This window comes from Kitasatospora sp. NPDC022785 (genome assembly GCF_055561295.1).
In genome coordinates, this window is record NZ_JBVHHB010000010.1 from 207,939 (window position 1) to 222,935 (window position 14,997).

Consider the following 14,997-nt stretch of genomic DNA (forward strand, 5'->3'; position numbering starts at 1 on the left):
GTGACGTTGCCGAGCCGGCTGACCATGGCGGGGTCTTCGGTAGTCGAAGAACAGGGGCGCCCCGGTGTCCAGGGCGGCGATGGCCGTCATCTGGCCCGTGGTGCGCTGTTCTTGATCGCCCTGCCGACGGCCTCCTCGTTGCCGTAGGCGGCCGCGGTGTCCAGCGAGCGGTAGCCTGCGGCGAGCGCGTCGCTGACGGCCTGCTCGGTCCGCTCGGGCGGAATCTGGGAGACGCCGAAGCCGAGGATCGGCATCTCCTCCACGCCATTGTTGAGCGTAACGGTCTGCACGTCTCTCCTTACGCGGTGCGTTCACGGGCACGTTACCCCGTGGCGGGCACTGCGGCGGGGCACGCTGCGACGGTGTCCAGGGGCGCGCCGGCCCCAGCCGCAGCGGCAAGAACGGACATGACCAGCGGACGGCAACTGCTGGACTGGCTCTACGGGTTCCGTGTCCGGGCCGGGGTGCGGCCCGGACACGAGGAACGCCGTGGCCGCTCCTGGCAGTTCGCCTGGCGGTCGCACCACGCCTGGGCTCAGGCCGTGGGCTTGTGCCCACTGCCTGAGCCTGGTGCGGAGAAACCACCGACTAGTGCTTCAGGGCGTCCTTCATCTTCTGGCCGGCCTGGGCCGCATCACCCTTGGCCTGTTCGGCCTTTCCCTTGACGACAAGGCTTTCGTTGCCCACGGCCTTCCCGGTTGCTTCTTTGGCCTTGCCCTTGGCCGTCTCTGTGGTGTGCTTGATCTTCTTTCCCGCGCTCATGCCGTCCTCCTCCGCGGATCACTGATTCATCCCGCGTGTGCCCAGGTTTTCGTCATTCATTCTGATTTTTGACCCACCTGGCGCGGAGCCTGAACCCCGAGGGGGGTGAACGTCGAACGGCATGAGCGGAGGGGCGCAGCCGGGATCGCGCCGCGCAGCCAATTCCCGTGCCCGTCGACCGGGGCCGTACCGTCAGCCGTGGCGCGCCACACTCACTCCTCGTCCTCTTCGTAGCGCCCCTCGTCGTCCCCGGACTCGCCCTCGTCGGGCTCCTCCTCGTACTCGTCCTCGTACTCGTCGTCGTCGTACTCCTCGTCCTCGGGTTCCCCCTCCTCGTACTCCTCCTCGTCCTCCGGTTCCGCCTCGTCGGCCTGGTCCTCGGCTTCCTCCTCGTCGTACTCATCCGTTTCCTGGTCGTTCTCGGCGGCCTGTTCCTCTTCCATGGCTTCGTCGTGGGTGCGGACGACCTCACCGTCGCGGATCTCGCCGCGCCATCCTTCGGCCTCGTCGTTGGTGAGGGAGACGTGCCTCTGGAAGTTCTTGAAGTCCAGGCGCAAACGTCTGCCCTGGGCGCGCCATATGTTCCCGGTCTTCTCGAACAGGCCCGAGGGGTAGTACTCGACGACCAGGACGATGCGCGTCAGGTTCGGAGTGATCTCGTGGAAGCTCACGGCCCCGCGGGTGCTGCCCTTCGCCCCCGTCGAGGTCCACACGATCCGCTCGTCCGGGATCTGCTCCTGGACCGTCGCCTTGAAGCTTCGCTTCGAGGGCCCGACCTTCACCTTCCAATCGGTGGTCACCTCGTCGCCCTTCGAGACGTCTTGCACGCCCTTGGCGAAGCCACTGAAGTCCTCGTACTGGGTCCAGTGGTCGTACGCGGTCCGTAGGGGCACGCCTACGTCGAGCGTCTCGACGATGTTCATGACCTTCTTGCCGGCTTTACGGCCGGCCTTGCCACCACCGAAGGCACCTTTGGCCTTGTCGACGACGTCGTCCTTGATGCTCTTCGCCTTCTCGCCGAGGAACGCCTTCACCGGTGAGTCGCCCTGCAGAACGCGGGCGCCCACGTTGGGAAGCACCCCCCCGTTCTCCGCGACCTCCCCCAGCTGGTCCGTGACATCGGCGACCTTGTCACCGGCCTTCTCGACCAGGTGCTCCAACTGGGCGCCCAGGTAATGGACGACCTCTTCCTTCAGCCGGTCGACACCCGATACCTCGGGGGGACTCTCCTGCGTCCTGGCCATGACCTACCTCCGCCGGGTGGACCGTGTGGAGGGTTTGGCGGCGGTCTTCTTCGCCGCTGCCTTCTTCGCGGGCGCAGCCGCTTTCTTGCCCGGGGCCGCAGCCGCCTTCTTGCCCGGAGCCCTGGCAGCGGCAGTCTTCGACGGAGTAGAGCGGGTGGACGACCGCTTGGCGGGCGTTGCCGTCTTCGCGGTGGCCTTCTTTGCGGCCGGAGCGGTCTTCTTCGCCGGGCCGGCAGCCTTCTTCGCGGGCTTGCGCGCAGCCGAGGACTTCGACTCGGCCTTGGGCGCCGCCCGCGAGGAGCGCGGGCTCGGCCGCTCATCGGCCTCAGCGGCAGCTCGCCGGCGCCGGGGTGCGCGCTCGCGGCGCGGTGTTTCCTCGGCCTCGGCTTCGCCGTTCCCTGTGCCGTCATCCTCCGCTTCCTCCGGCTCCTCCTCCGGCTCTTCCTCCGGCTCTTCCTCCGGCTCTTCCTCTTCCTCGTCGTACGGCTCTTCGTCCTCGGATTCCTCCTCCTCGTACGGCTCTTCCTCCTCCGGCTCCTCCTCCGGCTCCTCCTTCGCCTCCTTGGGCTTGCCCACGCTCAGGGCTCGCTCCCGGAGAGAGTCCGCGAACTCCCCGATCTGGCGGTCCGCCGCAGCGGCCACCGCACGTTTGCCGGCCTCGAGAAGTTCTCCGCGGACCTGCTCGTTCAACTCGGCCACCTGCGGCATCTCGTTGAGTCTCCGCAGCCCCTCGGTGGCGAGCTGGCGCGGATCCAGTCCGAACCGCCGGCCCGCCAGGTACGTCGCGGCGGCGAATGCGAGCCGCCCCTTCTTCGCGCGGCCCAGCACGTACCCGCCGGCGACCGCAGCCGCCAGAGCCACTTTGGTGGTGTCCTTCATGGGTCTTCCTTTCCGGCGCCCGTCGTGACTACGTGGACCGGCACGACGCGGAGGCATGCTCTGCACGCAGCACCGCCCGCGAAATCACTGGCGCTCCCGCGGCAGCCGGCACCGAGCGCACGACACGGGAGCGCCCTTCGACGCCGGCCGCGACCGCCCTCGGCAGAGCCGAGAGGGAGGCTTCGACTGTCGCGCGCGGCACATTCCCGTTGTCGGTACCCGGCATGCAGCGGCCCGCCTACGACCGAGAGCCCCGGCCCGATGTCCGTACCAGCACTCCATACCACCAGTCTGGTCAGACACGCGGCAGTGCGCCACGTGGGCACCGACCCACCTGAAGGTGAGGCCGGCTTCCACGCACCACCGTTTCCTAGCGACTCGCGACCTCAACGGACGTACAGCCGCCCCGAGTTCTGGACACGAGCGGCTGCCCGCCGACCGAGGTCGCCTACTGCCGATCCCGAGGAAGAAGGCCGTATATCATGAAATAAGCCGTGCATGCATGCAAACCGGCGCGTTACCTCCGATCCCGGCGAGGAAACATGGCCCCAGAGAAGAGAGAGGACGGCGTCAGGCCCCGAAGGCCCGCCCATGCAGATCCGCCCTCTGCTCGCGCCGGCACCACTGGAACCCGCCGGGCGGCGGGCGAGGAGGGCTTGGCGAGACGACGTCCTCGACGACGTGTCTCGGCTCCGCAGGCCATGCGCTACGCCGCCGAGCAGCTCGCGGAACTCCTGGGACGCGCACCCGAGTCGGTCTCGGCCCTCAAGCCCGCCGACGAGGGATGGCAGGCCGATGTGGAGGTGGTGGAACTGGAACGCATCCCCGAGACGACCAGCGTGATGGCCAGCTACCGGGTGTCGCTCGACGAGGAGGGCGAACTGGTGGCGTACGAGCGGATCCGCCGCTACACCCGCGGACAGATTGACCGCCCCACCTGAGACCCCGGCGCCACGACGAAGCGGAACCAACCGCTCTCGCACCGCGACGGCGGGCCGGCGAAGGGAGGCACCGTGACTGTGGTGCCGCAAAGCACAGCCAGCGTTTCCCGCAGCGGGAACACCGGGAACCTCTACGACATCCTCGAACTGATCCTGGACCGCGGTCTGGTCATCGACGTCTTCATCCGGGTGTCCCTGGTCGGCATCGAGATCCTCAAGATCGACATCCGTATCGTCGTGGCCAGCGTGGACACCTACCTCCGGTTCGCCGAGGCATGCAACCGTCTGGACCTGGAATCCGGACGCAAGGCACCGGCACAGCTCACCGACATCGTCGGAGAAGCGACCGAGGGCGGAGCACGGGGCAAGAGCAAGGGGGCGCTCACCGGCGCCGTCGAAGCCGTCACCGACTCCCTCCACCTGGGACGCGACAAGGATGACAAGGACGACGAGGACGAGAAGGAGCCCGAGCCGAAACGGGCACGGCCCACCCGCCGACCCACCAGGCGACGGGAGGAATGACATGGCCGTCTACGTCTACTCCATCACCGCTGCCACGCACCCCCGTGATCTCGACGGCCTGGCCGGAGTGGGGGAAACCCCGGCGGAGCTACGTACCGTGTGCTCCGGACCACTGTGTGCGGTCGTCGGCGACGCCCCAGACGACCTGCGGCCCAAACGACGCGACCTCATGGCGCACCAAGCCGTCCAGGAGCGTCTCATGAGCGGCGGCACCGTCCTCCCGCTGCGCTTCGGCTTCACCGCGCCCGACGACGACGCCGTACGCACCGTCCTCGAGGAGCGCCGGGAGGAGTACACGCAGCGCCTGACGGCACTGGCGGGATGCTCGGAGTACCACCTCAAGGCGGCCATCGACGAGGACGTCCTGCTGCGCCAGATCCTCCAGGAGTCACCGGAGGCCCGGCACCTCAACGACGCCATCAAAGCCGGCGACACCACCCCGGACCTCCCGCTGGCACTCGGCGAACTCGTCGCCCAGGAAGTCCTGGCCCGCCATCAGGCCCTGGCCACGGGAATCATCGAGGCGCTGCACCCCCACAGCCGGCAAGAGCGGGCTTCCGAGCCGACCGGGAAGGACTTCCTGAACATCTCCTTCCTCGTGGACGACGAACACCGGGAGCGGTTTCTCGCCGCGGAGAAGGGCCTCAGCCACGAGCTCGGCCAGGAGTTCGACTTCCGGCTGTACGGCCCGCTTCCCGCTTACAGCTTCGTCTAGAGGAGGCACCCCGTGGGCCTGCTCACCCAGATCATCACCCTCCCGCTCGCGCCCCTGCGCGGCACCGTGTGGGTTCTGGAACGCGTGGTGGAGGCCGCGGAGGACGAGTACTACGACCCCGCACCCGTCGAACAGGAACTCGCCGCGCTCGAGAGAGAGCTCCTGGCGGGACACATCGACGAGGAGACCTTCGACCGCCGCGAGGACGAACTCCTCGACCGCCTCGACGAGATCAGAGCCCACCGGCAACGCAACGACATCTGACCCCACACCGCACCCACCCGTCAGCGAAACGAGGTCGAGCCGTGACAGAGCCCCTTGCCAACCGCCTCGGCTCCCTCCCCTCCAGGTCCGCGCCGCCCTACGGCCAGTCCTCCGCCAATCTCGCCGACATCCTGGAACGCGTCCTCGACAAGGGCATCGTCATCGCCGGCGACATCCAGATCAACCTCCTCGACATCGAACTTCTCACCATCAAGCTGCGCCTGCTGATCGCGTCGGTGGACAAGGCGAAGGAGATGGGCATCGACTGGTGGGAGCACGACCCCTCACTGTCCTCCCGAGCGAGCAGCGGCCCCTCCTTGGAGGAGGAGAACCGACTCCTGCGCGAGCAGATCGAGGAGAACCGGCGACTGCGCGAGCAGATCAGCGCCTTGCGCGCCGATCCCGCTGCGCTGCCGCCGACCGAGACCCTCGACGACGAGCCCGCGGCCCCCCGCCGTCCACCCCGCCCGAAGCGATCGGAGCCCGGGACCCGAGCCGCCACGCGGGGTGAAGCATGACCTCCGGGTCGCTCGCCTACACCTACGCCGTGGCACGGCACGCGGCCGGCCTGCAGCAGACCGTGGACGGTCTCTCCGGAGTCGTCGGCGCGTCGGTTCACCTCGTGGGCTCCAGCCGCGGCGAGGACGTCGTGGCCGCCGTGAGCCCCGTACCGAGGGAGGACTTCGACGAGGCCGCGCTCCCCGGTCACCTCGAGGACCTCCGATGGCTCGAGAGACTCGCCCGTTCCCACCACGGTGTGGTCGAGGCCGTCGCCGCGTGCACCACCGTCCTTCCCCTGCGTCTGGCGACGGTGTATCTCGACGACGATCGGGTACGGACCATGCTCGATGACCGGCTGGGTGCGTTCCGCGACCAGCTGTCCCACCTGTCCGAGCACGTGGAATGGGGCGTCAAGCTGTACGTCGATGCCTCGGCCGCCCCGCAGACCCCGCCCTCGCAAACGCCGGACCTCAGCCCCGGACGTGCGTACCTGCACCGGCGCCGGGCCGAACAGGAGTCGCAGCACGACGCTTTCCGCTCCGCCGGGCGAGCCGCCGAGCGGATCGAGGCAGCAGCCCGTGCCCATGCCGCGGACCGCGTCCGGCACCGCGTCCAGGAAGGCGAGCTGGCGGTCGAATCAGGCGTGAACGTCCTGAACGACGCCTATCTCCTCCCGCTGGACCACGCCGACGCCTTCCGGGCCGACGTACTGCACTCGACGGACTCCCTGCCCGGCGTGCGCGTCGTCGTCACCGGCCCATGGGCCCCCTACTCCTTCGCCGCCCCCGGCCCGGCGGAAGAGAGCACGCCATGAACGCGCCCGCCGGCAGGCCGTCCAGCTCGCACGCGGCCGTGCCGCCGCGCCAGGCCGCCCTCATCGACCTGCTGGACCGGCTACTCAGCGGAGGCGTGGTCCTCACCGGCGACCTCGTCCTGTCCATCGCGGACATCGACCTCGTGCGGGTCTCCCTGCGCGCACTCATCGTCTCCGTCGGCGGACAGACCCCCTCCCCCTTCACGATCAGCACCCCGCCGCAGCGGGAACAGCCATGACCGGCGACGCCCGTCGGCCACCCAGCCGATACGACGAAGTCGCTGAAGCAGCCGCCCGAGCCTTCCGTCTTCTGCCCGAGACGTCCTACGGTCCGCCCCCGGCCCCCGGCACGGCACCGGGGCGGGCGCACAGGATCTCCACCAATCCGGAAACGGTCGAGCGGGACCTGATGAAGCTGGTCCTCACCGTCGTCGAACTACTGCGCCAGCTCATGGAACGCCAGGCCGTCCACCGCGTCGAGGCCGGAGATCTCAGCGAGGAGCAGGAAGAGACGCTCGGAGCGACACTGATGGCTCTCCACGACCGCATGAGCGAGCTCTGTGCCCGTTACGGCCTGACCATGCAGGATCTCAACCTGGATCTCGGCCCCCTGGGGAGCCTGCTGCCGCCCTCCGACTAGAAGGCGGATCCGAGCCACGACAGGCCCGGCCCGCACGCCCCGTGAGGCGTGCCGGCCGCCCGGGTTCGAGAGGGGGCCGGCAGGCGGGTGGCCGCACAGCCCTCGGCCGAGTGGCCCTCGGCCGAGTGGTCACGGGGCCCGCGTGTCGGCCGCCGGCGGCTCGCCGTCCTCGTCGTCGTCATCGGCCTTGGCCCGGACGTCCGCCGGGGTCGGCGCGGTGATGTTCCGCTGCTCTGCGGACCGCTCCCGCGTCTCGTCGTCGACCTGCGGGGTGTCGTTCTCCTCCGGAGTGCTCACGGCAGTCGTCCTCTCATCCGGTTCGGAGGCCGGGACCGCTCTCGCGCACGGGTTCCCGGCCGGAGGGGCCGGCACATCGGGGCGCCGGTCCTGCGCCGCGTACCCGCCCGGGCAGTCCGGGCAAGCACCTGGCCCGGCGGCGATGTCCGTGCCGGGTGAACAGGTCCGCGGTGTCGGTCGGGCCGAGCGATCGCCTGCCCCGGGGCGAGGCCCCGCCAGGACCAGGTTCTTACCGGTGCCCCCGGCCGGCAACCGCTCGCGCTCAGGGCGGGCAGCCGCAGAGAGGACACCTGCTTCAGGACGTGTCCAGGGCGGTGAGCGGCCCGATTCCCGGGCACACGCTCCACCACAGGCCGCAAGCCGGGACGGAGCCGTCGGGTAAGGGAGCCGTGACAATGAATATCGTCGAACGGGCGCTGCGGGCAGCCGACCGTGCCCAGCAGCACCGCACACCGCCAGGGGTGGTGGTCGGCGTGGTCAAGAAGTACGGCGACGACCGCGGCGGCCTGCTCGCCGCGCTGATCACCTACTACGGGTTCGTCGCACTGATCCCGCTGCTGCTCCTGCTCTCCACCGTGCTGGGGTTCGTCCTGCACGGCCGCCCCGGCGCGCAGAAGGCCGTGGTCGACTCCGCGCTCGCCGACTTCCCGATCATCGGCGATCAACTGCGCCAGAACGTCCACTCCGTGCAGGGCAGCGGGCTCGCGCTGGCCGTCGGCGTGCTCGGCCTGCTGTACGGGGCGCTGGGCATCGCCCAGGTCCTCCAGCACGCCATGGCCGAGGTCTGGAACATCCCCGGCAGACAGCGCCCGGGCTACTGGCCGCGCCTGGCCCGCAGCCTGCTGCTCTTCACCACCCTGACCGTCGGTCTGCTGGTGGCCACCGCCGCGGCCACCCTGATCGGCACCACCCTGGCCGGACTGCCCGCTCGGATCGGCGCGCTGGTGCTGTCCGCCCTGGTCAACACCGCCCTGTGCCTGGGCTGCTTCCGCGTGCTCACGCCGGCCCAGGTCCCCACCCGGGCGCTGGTGCCCGGCTGCGCGGTCGCCGGACCGCTGTTCACCGTCCTGCAGGCGTTCGGCGCTGTCCTGGTCACCCACGAGCTGCGCCACGCCAGCGCGGTGTACGGGTTCTTCGCGACCGTGATCGGTTTGCTGTTCTGGCTGTACCTGGCCGCACAGATCACCCTGTTCGCAGCGGAGACCAATGTGGTGCTGCACCGCCGGCTGTGGCCGCGCAGCCTGCTGCAGCCGCCGCTGACCGGGGCCGACGAGGAGGTCCTGGAAGCGGTCGCCCGGCAGGAGGAGCGCCGGCCCGAGCAGCATGTCGACGTCGTCTTCACCGACGAGCCCGACGACACCACCCGAACGGCCCGCCACGATCCCCCCGGCACGGACGACGGCGCGCCACCGAACCGGTGATCTGCCCACCACCGCCTGCTCGGGGCAGGGCGTTGAGGGGATTTCGCCGGAAGGCGGCTCCGGGCGCCGCGTCTGAAGGAGATGGGGGCCTGGGTCACGCACAGGTTCTGCTCACAGAGCGGCGCCGGCGCTCGGCCGTCCCCCGCCATCCCCGGGTGCGAGGACCGCCGCGCTCACCGCGCGGTGCCACCCGTTCAGCATGCGGGCCTGGTCGGCGGCCCGCTCGACCAGGCGGTCCAGCTCCGCCTGGTCGAGGCGCGAGTCGGTGTCGGCGATGGCGCGCAGGGCGCGCCACAGCGCGGCCTTGCCCTCGACGCCGGTGCGCAGCGTTTCCAGTTCGATCAGGTCGCTGAGCGGCGAGCGGCGCACGAGGGTTCCGTTGGGCTTGAGGCGGCCGAGGCGTTCACCGGCGAGGCCGAGCCATGTCCGGTAGTGCCGTATGGGCACCCCGAGCCGGTTCATGATCCCGACGAGGTCGTCGCGGTCCTCTTCGATGTCACGCGCCAGGCGGCGCAGGTCGGTCGCGCGAGGGCTGTCGCGGTGGGTGCGGGCCATGCGGTCGGCGAGCGCGGCGCCGCCGAACGCGCCGGTCAAGTGGTCGTTCAGGTAGATGTGGAGCGGCTCGGCCAAGGGTTGGGGAGACATCGCGGATCCTCCCGGTGAGGAGACCGGCTCGGAGTGGCCGGGCAAGGGAACCTCGGCGGTCCCCGTCCTGGTAGGAGCGGGGTTGTCCAGCCATTCCATCGTGCCCCGGGCCGCGACACCCCGCTCCTCGGCTGCCGGTCCCGGGCGGCCCAAGGTCCGGACTCGTCCTGACAACCGCGGTCAGCGTCAGGCGCCGGACCGGGCGGTCCGGCACAGCAGCCGGTCCAGGGCCCAGATCGTCACCAGCCGGTCCGGCCCCCAGGCCCAGGCGCGCCGCCCGGGCATAGCCGGAGCCCTGCCAGTGCAACCGGCGCGTCGTGTGTGCGTCCGTATCCATCGCGAACAGACAGCCTGCCTCCGCCGCCAGCCGCAGGTCGTCGGGTGGGTCGCGCCGCTCCGGCAGGCAGTTGATCTCCACGGCCGTACCGGCCTCGGCACAGGCCCGGAAGACCGCGTCGGCGTCGAACCGCGACTGCGGCCGGCTGCGGCGGGTGACCGGCCGCCCGGTGCGGTGCCCCAGCACGTCGACGCACGGGTCGCGGACGGCCGCCACCATCCGGGCGGTCATCGGCCCCGGCTCCGCGCGCAGCCTCGAGTGCACCGGCGTCAGTCCTCGGTCGGGCCCAGGTCGGGTGTGCCGCGCAGTTCGACCGTGCGGGTGGTGGAGCCGTGCAGTTCGAGCACGGTGATCTCGTTCCGGCCGGCCTTCAGGACCGGTGCGGGGACGTGGAGCGTGCTCTGCGGGCCCCGGGACCAGTACCGGCCGAGTGCGAAGCCGTTGATCCAGACGTGGCCCTTGGTCCAGCCGTCCAGGGAGACGAAGCCGTCGGCCGGCCGGTCGATGTCCAGGTGTCCGCGGTGGAAGGCGGGGCCGACCGGGGGCGCGGCAGGCTCGAACGCGACGAAGGACAGTCCGCCCAGCTCGTCGAGCGGCAGCGGCCGGCTGTCCCAGCCCTCCGGAGCCCGCCCGTTGACGGTGACCTCGCCGAGCAACCCCTTGCGGTCGTGCACGCCCTGCCCGTAGTTGACCCGGCCCTGGTTCTCCACCAGGACGGCCAGCTGCGCGCCGCGCCGGGGGACGTGGAAGGAGAGGGTGTGCTCGTGGTTCTCGCGTTCCAGGACGCCGACCGGCTGGCCGTCCACGAAGACCTGGGCGCGGTCCCGTACCTCGGCGATGCGCAGGGTGGCCGGTCCGGCCGCCGGGAGCGGCGTCTCGTACAGGACGAAGCCGAAGGACTGGCCGAGCTGTTCCATGGTCTGCGGCCGGTCGGCGTGCACCGCACTGCCGAGCCGCTCGCGCTGGTCCAGGAGGCCTGCGGAGGCGGTGAGTTCGGCGACGGCCGGGGCGAGCTTGGGGGCCGGGCCCGGTACCGGCTCCTCGGGGACGGGCCCGTACCTGGCGATGACCTCGCGGAAGGCGGCGTACTTGGGGGTGGGGTCACCGGCCTCGTCCAGCGGTGCGTCGTAGTCGTAGGAGGTGACGGTGGGGCGGTAGGTGCCCTTGTCGTTGGCGCCGTTGGTGAAGCCGAAGTTGGTGCCGCCGTGGAACATGTAGATGTTGACGGAGGATCCGGCCGCGAGCAGCCGGTCGAGGTCCGCCGCCGCATCGGCAGCGCTGCGGGTGACATGGGTGCCGCCCCAGCGGTCGAACCAGCCGATCCAGAACTCGCTGCACATCAGCGGACCGGAGGGCTGCCGCGTGCGCAGTTCGGCGAGCCCGGCGTCCACCCTGCTGCCGAGGTTGACGGTGCGCAGGACCCCGTCGAGGCCGCCGCGCGCCAGGTCGGAGGGCTGGTCGCAGGTGAACAGCGGCACGTCGACGCCGTGCCGGAGCAAGAGCGCCGCCAGGTCCTCCAGGTAGCCGGAGTCGTCGCCGTACGCGCCGTACTCGTTCTCCAGCTGGACGGCGAGGATCGGGCCGCCGCGGGTGGAGAGGTGGCGGAGGACGGGCGGCAGGAGGGCGGCGAGGTAGTCGTCGACGGCCTTCAGGTAGCGCGGGTCGCGGCTGCGCAGTTCGATGTTCTCCTCGGCGAGCAGCCAGGCGGGCAGGCCCCCGCCCTCCCACTCGGCGCAGATGTACGGGCCGGGGCGGAGCAGGACGTGCAGGCCCTCGGCGGCCGCGAGGTCGAGGAAGCGGGGCAGGTCGAGACCTGCGTCCAGCCGGAACTCACCCGGGTGGGGCGCGTGGAGGTTCCACGGGACGTAGGTCTCGACCGTGTTGAGCCCCATCAGCCGTGCTTTGCGGAGCCGATCGGCCCACTGCTCCGGGTGGACGCGGAAGTAGTGCAGTCCGCCGGAGATGATGCGCAGCGGTCGGTCGTCGAGACGGAAGCCGTCTTCGGCGATCTCCATTCGTGGCATGGCTGTGGTGCTCCTTGCTGGAGAGGCGGTGGTCGGGTCAGCTCAGCGGGCGGCAGAGCAGGGCGTCGGGGACGCCGCCCTGCCTCCAGGCCCAGGTGTAGGCGACGCCGGCGACGTACTCGTTGTCGGCGCACTGGCCCTTGTAATAGCCGGGTGCCCAGTCGTTGGCGGTGGCGCCGCCGGAGGTGGGCCGGTTGTCGCCCTTGTCGAACCAGTTGTCATGGCCGGTGGTCGGCAGCGGCGTGGCGGAGGGCGCGCACAGCAGGGCGGCCATCGCGTTGCCGTTGACGCTGTAGCCGACGGCGAAGGTGTTGTCGGGGCACTGGAGCTTGTTGTAGCCCCCGGCCCAGTCACCGTGGGTGACGTAGCGTTCGTCGGTGACGGTGACCCAGGCGCCGGTTCCCCCAGCGGGTTGGCCCGCGTCGGTGCACAGGCCGCGGCTGTCGCTGCGGCCGAGGCCGATCAGGCGCTCGGTGTCGGGGCAGTTGCCCTTGCGGTTGCCGTTGGACCAGTCGGGCTGGGCGAGCATACGGCGTGAGACGTTCTGGTCGCCGAAGTCGAGGTCGAGCATGTTCCAGTGGTCGACCTGGGCGACCTGGCCGGTCTTGCCGGAGGCGGTGACCAGCTTGTTCCAGTCGGCGGCGCGCCAGTCGCCCGGGTCCTCCAGGCCCAGCCGCTTGCCGGTGGAGTCGTAGGAGTTCAGGGCCCAGCTGTCCTGCGGTCTGCCGTCGGCTCCGGTCCAGCCGACCAGCGGCCAGACCGCGAAGTCGGTGTCGTGGGCCACCATGATGTCGGTGAAGTTGGTCCACCAGGCCGGCTCCAGCGGGTCGCTCTCGTCGCGTCCGGCCGCGCCGAACTCGCTGATCCACACGGGCGCGGTGAAGTGCTGGCCGGCTTCCGTGACGAACAGCGCCTCGTCGTTGACGAGTTGCTTGAGCTGGTCGAGCGGGAACCTCTCGTACGGCCAGTCGTTGGTGTGGCCGGCACCGCTGGCGGCACCGGTGTAGTTCGGGCCCGTGTAGCCGTAGAAGTGGGCCGAGTAGACCAGCTTGTCCGAGGCGATCAGCGTGTTGGACAGGTTGCGGACCGGGGTCAGCATCGGCCGGCCGTGGGGGAACAGCGCTCCGGGGTCGGCCGGGATGCCGTACCAGTTGATGCCCTCCATGACGATGAGCATGTCGGGGTCGGCCTGGAGGATCTTGTTACCGGCGTCCTCGAAGGCGGCGTACTCGTCGTGGTCGTTGCCCCAGCCCCAGTTCGGGTCGTTCCAGGTGTCGCGGCGGACCTCGTTGCGCAGGTCGGCGCCGACGACCCGCTTGTTGCCCTGGTAGCGCTTGACGAGGAACAGCCAGTCGTTCTGCCACTGCTGGGTCGACTGACCGCTGTTCCAGCGCTCGTTGCCGTCCAGGCCGCAGCAGAAGCGGTAGCTGGTGGTGTGGTTGTTCAGGATGACGGCGAAGCCGTCGGCGGTGAGCGCCGCGACCACCGCGTCGAACACCTGCAGCGGGGTCTTGCCCTTGAGCTGCGGGTTGGCCGCGACGGCGGAGTCGGGCACGACGGTGGTGTCGTGGATCAGCGCGTTCGCGTACGGGAGGCGGATGCTGTTGAGGCCCAGCGCGTGGAAGTCGGCGAGGAGCTTCGCCATCGGCGCCCGGTCCAGGCCGAGCGGGATGTTGTGCGACACCTGCCGCGCCTGGTTGTCGGCCGGGTCGTTGACGTCCCCGCTGCCCTCCCAGGTGCCCTGGGCACCGGCCCAGTTACCGGCCTTCAGCTTGAAGCGGTCGCCGTTCGCGTCCACGATGTACCGGCCCCGGGTGCTGAGCGGGCCGGTCCAGGACGCGGCGAGCTGAGCGCCCGTCATCGGGGTGGGTGCGGCGACCGTGGCGGCGGTGGCCGCAAGGGGCGCCGCGACGGTGCCGGGGCTCCCCCCGATCAGGAGCCCGGCCGTGGCGAGCACGACGGGAACGAGGCGGGTGACGAATCCTCGGGCCGTGAGCGCCGATCTGTCGGATCTCATGGGTGGTCCCTCCCTTGGAGTGGGGTGAACGGTGCGGGTCGAGCGGGGTGGTGCCGGGTGGGGCGGGGTGCGGTCTGGGCGGGGTGCGGTCCGGGCGGGGACGGCCTCGGCAGGGACGGTCTGGGCGGGTGCGCTCAGCCCTTGAGGCCGCTGGTGGCGATGCCTTCGACGATGTGGCGCTGGGCGACGAGGAACATGGCCACCAGCGGTGCGATGGTCACGACGGCGCCGGCGAACAGGCCGGGCAGGTTGATGGTCTGCGAAGTGAGGAACGTCGACAGCGCGATCTGAGCGGTCCAGGCGGACGGGTCCTGGCCGATGACCAGGGGCCACAGAAAGGAGTTCCAGCTGTCGATGAAGGCCAGCGCGCCGAGGGAGGCGAGCATGGCGCCCGAGGACGGGAGCGCGATCCTGCGGTAGATGCCGAGCCAGCCGAGCCCGTCTAGCCGTCCGGCCTCCTCGATCTCGGCGGGGAACTGCAGGTAGAAGTTGCGGAACAGCAGTACCGCGAACGGGTTGAACAGCCCGGGTGCGATGACGCCCCAGAGGGTGTTGACCCCGCCCATCGAGCCGACCACGACGAAGGTCGGCACGAAGGTCACCGAGCCGGGGATCATCAGCGTGGCCACCACCAGGGCCAGCAGCACGCCGCGGCCGGGCACCGGGATCCGCGCGAGGGCGTATCCGGCGGCGGAGGCGAGGAGCGTGGAGACCGGGGCGGTGATCGAGGCGATCAGCAGGGAGTTCCCGAGCGCCTGGCCCATGTGGAGGGTGGGGTCGTCGAAGAGCGCGGTGAAGTTCTCCCAGTGCATGGTGGTGGGCCACCACGTCCAGTGCGGGGAGGTGAGGCCCCGGGAGTCCATGAGCGCGTTGCGCAGCATCAGGTAGAACGGGGCCAGGAAGACCAGCGTCAGCAGGCCCACCAGCGCGGCGCGCACGACCTGGCGCAGAGTGCTGCCGAGTGGCGTCGTCAC

General features: G+C 70.5%; 17 protein-coding genes and 2 pseudogenes. 9 read left to right on the plus strand and 10 right to left on the minus strand.

Annotated elements, in window-relative coordinates:
* Positions 1–104 precede the first annotated feature (104 nt).
* From ACZ3YO_RS18810 to ACZ3YO_RS18825, 4 genes and pseudogenes are all read right to left on the minus strand, one after another.
* Positions 105–290, minus strand: a pseudogene (locus tag ACZ3YO_RS18810) (aldo/keto reductase); the annotation flags it as partial.
* Between the two features lie 298 nt (positions 291–588).
* The gene (locus ACZ3YO_RS18815; RefSeq protein WP_465570389.1) at positions 589–762 is read right to left on the minus strand and encodes a CsbD family protein; all 174 of its coding nucleotides are present in this window, start codon (positions 760–762) and stop codon (positions 589–591) included.
* Between the two features lie 212 nt (positions 763–974).
* Positions 975–2,006, minus strand: a complete 1,032-nt coding sequence (locus tag ACZ3YO_RS18820) for an SRPBCC family protein (RefSeq protein WP_465570392.1) — start codon at positions 2,004–2,006, stop codon at positions 975–977.
* Positions 2,007–2,009: 3 nt separating this feature from the next.
* Positions 2,010–2,885, minus strand: a complete 876-nt coding sequence (locus tag ACZ3YO_RS18825) for a histone protein (RefSeq protein WP_465570394.1) — start codon at positions 2,883–2,885, stop codon at positions 2,010–2,012.
* Positions 2,886–3,427: 542 nt separating this feature from the next.
* Between ACZ3YO_RS18825 and ACZ3YO_RS18830 the strand changes: the two genes are divergently transcribed.
* The 8 genes from ACZ3YO_RS18830 to ACZ3YO_RS18865 all read left to right on the plus strand — a co-directional run bounded on the left by ACZ3YO_RS18830 (position 3,428) and on the right by ACZ3YO_RS18865 (position 7,282).
* Complete coding sequence (locus ACZ3YO_RS18830; RefSeq protein WP_465570396.1) at positions 3,428–3,826, plus strand: gas vesicle protein GvpO; 399 nt, start codon at positions 3,428–3,430, stop codon at positions 3,824–3,826.
* 72 nt (positions 3,827–3,898) lie between these two features.
* Positions 3,899–4,348 carry a gas vesicle structural protein GvpA gene (locus ACZ3YO_RS18835; RefSeq protein ID WP_465570399.1) on the plus strand — a complete coding sequence of 150 codons (450 nt, stop codon included), beginning with the start codon at positions 3,899–3,901 and terminating at the stop codon, positions 4,346–4,348.
* 1 nt (position 4,349) lies between these two features.
* Positions 4,350–5,063 carry a GvpL/GvpF family gas vesicle protein gene (locus ACZ3YO_RS18840; RefSeq protein ID WP_465570401.1) on the plus strand — a complete coding sequence of 238 codons (714 nt, stop codon included), beginning with the start codon at positions 4,350–4,352 and terminating at the stop codon, positions 5,061–5,063.
* A gap of 12 nt (positions 5,064–5,075) precedes the next feature.
* Complete coding sequence (locus ACZ3YO_RS18845; protein ID WP_465570404.1) at positions 5,076–5,327, plus strand: gas vesicle protein GvpG; 252 nt, start codon at positions 5,076–5,078, stop codon at positions 5,325–5,327.
* 41 nt (positions 5,328–5,368) lie between these two features.
* Positions 5,369–5,845, plus strand: coding sequence for a gas vesicle protein (locus tag ACZ3YO_RS18850; RefSeq protein ID WP_465553181.1), 477 nt, complete (start codon positions 5,369–5,371; stop codon positions 5,843–5,845).
* The gene (locus ACZ3YO_RS18855; RefSeq protein WP_465570408.1) at positions 5,842–6,642 is read left to right on the plus strand and encodes a GvpL/GvpF family gas vesicle protein; all 801 of its coding nucleotides are present in this window, start codon (positions 5,842–5,844) and stop codon (positions 6,640–6,642) included. The genes ACZ3YO_RS18850 and ACZ3YO_RS18855 overlap by 4 nt, the downstream gene beginning before the upstream one ends.
* A complete protein-coding gene (locus ACZ3YO_RS18860) occupies positions 6,639–6,881 on the plus strand; it encodes a gas vesicle protein (protein WP_331741353.1) in 243 nt (80 codons plus the stop codon). Before ACZ3YO_RS18855 ends, ACZ3YO_RS18860 begins: the two co-directional genes overlap by 4 nt.
* Complete coding sequence (locus ACZ3YO_RS18865; protein WP_465570411.1) at positions 6,878–7,282, plus strand: gas vesicle protein K; 405 nt, start codon at positions 6,878–6,880, stop codon at positions 7,280–7,282. The genes ACZ3YO_RS18860 and ACZ3YO_RS18865 overlap by 4 nt, the downstream gene beginning before the upstream one ends.
* 129 nt (positions 7,283–7,411) lie before the next feature.
* On the opposite strand, the gene ACZ3YO_RS18870 is transcribed toward ACZ3YO_RS18865, so the two are convergent.
* The gene (locus tag ACZ3YO_RS18870; protein WP_465570414.1) at positions 7,412–7,579 is read right to left on the minus strand and encodes a hypothetical protein; all 168 of its coding nucleotides are present in this window, start codon (positions 7,577–7,579) and stop codon (positions 7,412–7,414) included.
* A 395-nt stretch (positions 7,580–7,974) separates the two neighbouring features.
* On the opposite strand from ACZ3YO_RS18870, the gene ACZ3YO_RS18875 reads away from it, so the two are divergent.
* Complete coding sequence (locus ACZ3YO_RS18875) at positions 7,975–9,000, plus strand: YihY/virulence factor BrkB family protein (protein ID WP_465570417.1); 1,026 nt, start codon at positions 7,975–7,977, stop codon at positions 8,998–9,000.
* Between the two features lie 111 nt (positions 9,001–9,111).
* Here ACZ3YO_RS18875 and ACZ3YO_RS18880 read toward each other — a convergent pair whose 3' ends face one another.
* The 5 genes and pseudogenes from ACZ3YO_RS18880 to ACZ3YO_RS18900 all read right to left on the minus strand — a co-directional run bounded on the left by ACZ3YO_RS18880 (position 9,112) and on the right by ACZ3YO_RS18900 (position 14,997).
* Positions 9,112–9,645, minus strand: coding sequence for a hypothetical protein (locus ACZ3YO_RS18880; RefSeq protein WP_465570420.1), 534 nt, complete (start codon positions 9,643–9,645; stop codon positions 9,112–9,114).
* Positions 9,646–9,831: 186 nt separating this feature from the next.
* Positions 9,832–10,246: pseudogene (locus tag ACZ3YO_RS18885) on the minus strand (PHP domain-containing protein); the annotation flags it as partial.
* 5 nt (positions 10,247–10,251) lie between these two features.
* Positions 10,252–12,006 (minus strand): beta-galactosidase, encoded by a 1,755-nt coding sequence (locus tag ACZ3YO_RS18890; RefSeq protein ID WP_465570423.1) that lies wholly within the window; start codon positions 12,004–12,006, stop codon positions 10,252–10,254.
* Positions 12,007–12,043: 37 nt separating this feature from the next.
* Positions 12,044–14,023: a glycoside hydrolase family 5 protein gene (locus ACZ3YO_RS18895; protein WP_465570426.1), complete on the minus strand. Its 1,980-nt coding sequence runs from the start codon at positions 14,021–14,023 to the stop codon at positions 12,044–12,046.
* Between the two features lie 134 nt (positions 14,024–14,157).
* Positions 14,158–14,997, minus strand: coding sequence for a carbohydrate ABC transporter permease (locus ACZ3YO_RS18900; protein WP_465570429.1), 840 nt, complete (start codon positions 14,995–14,997; stop codon positions 14,158–14,160).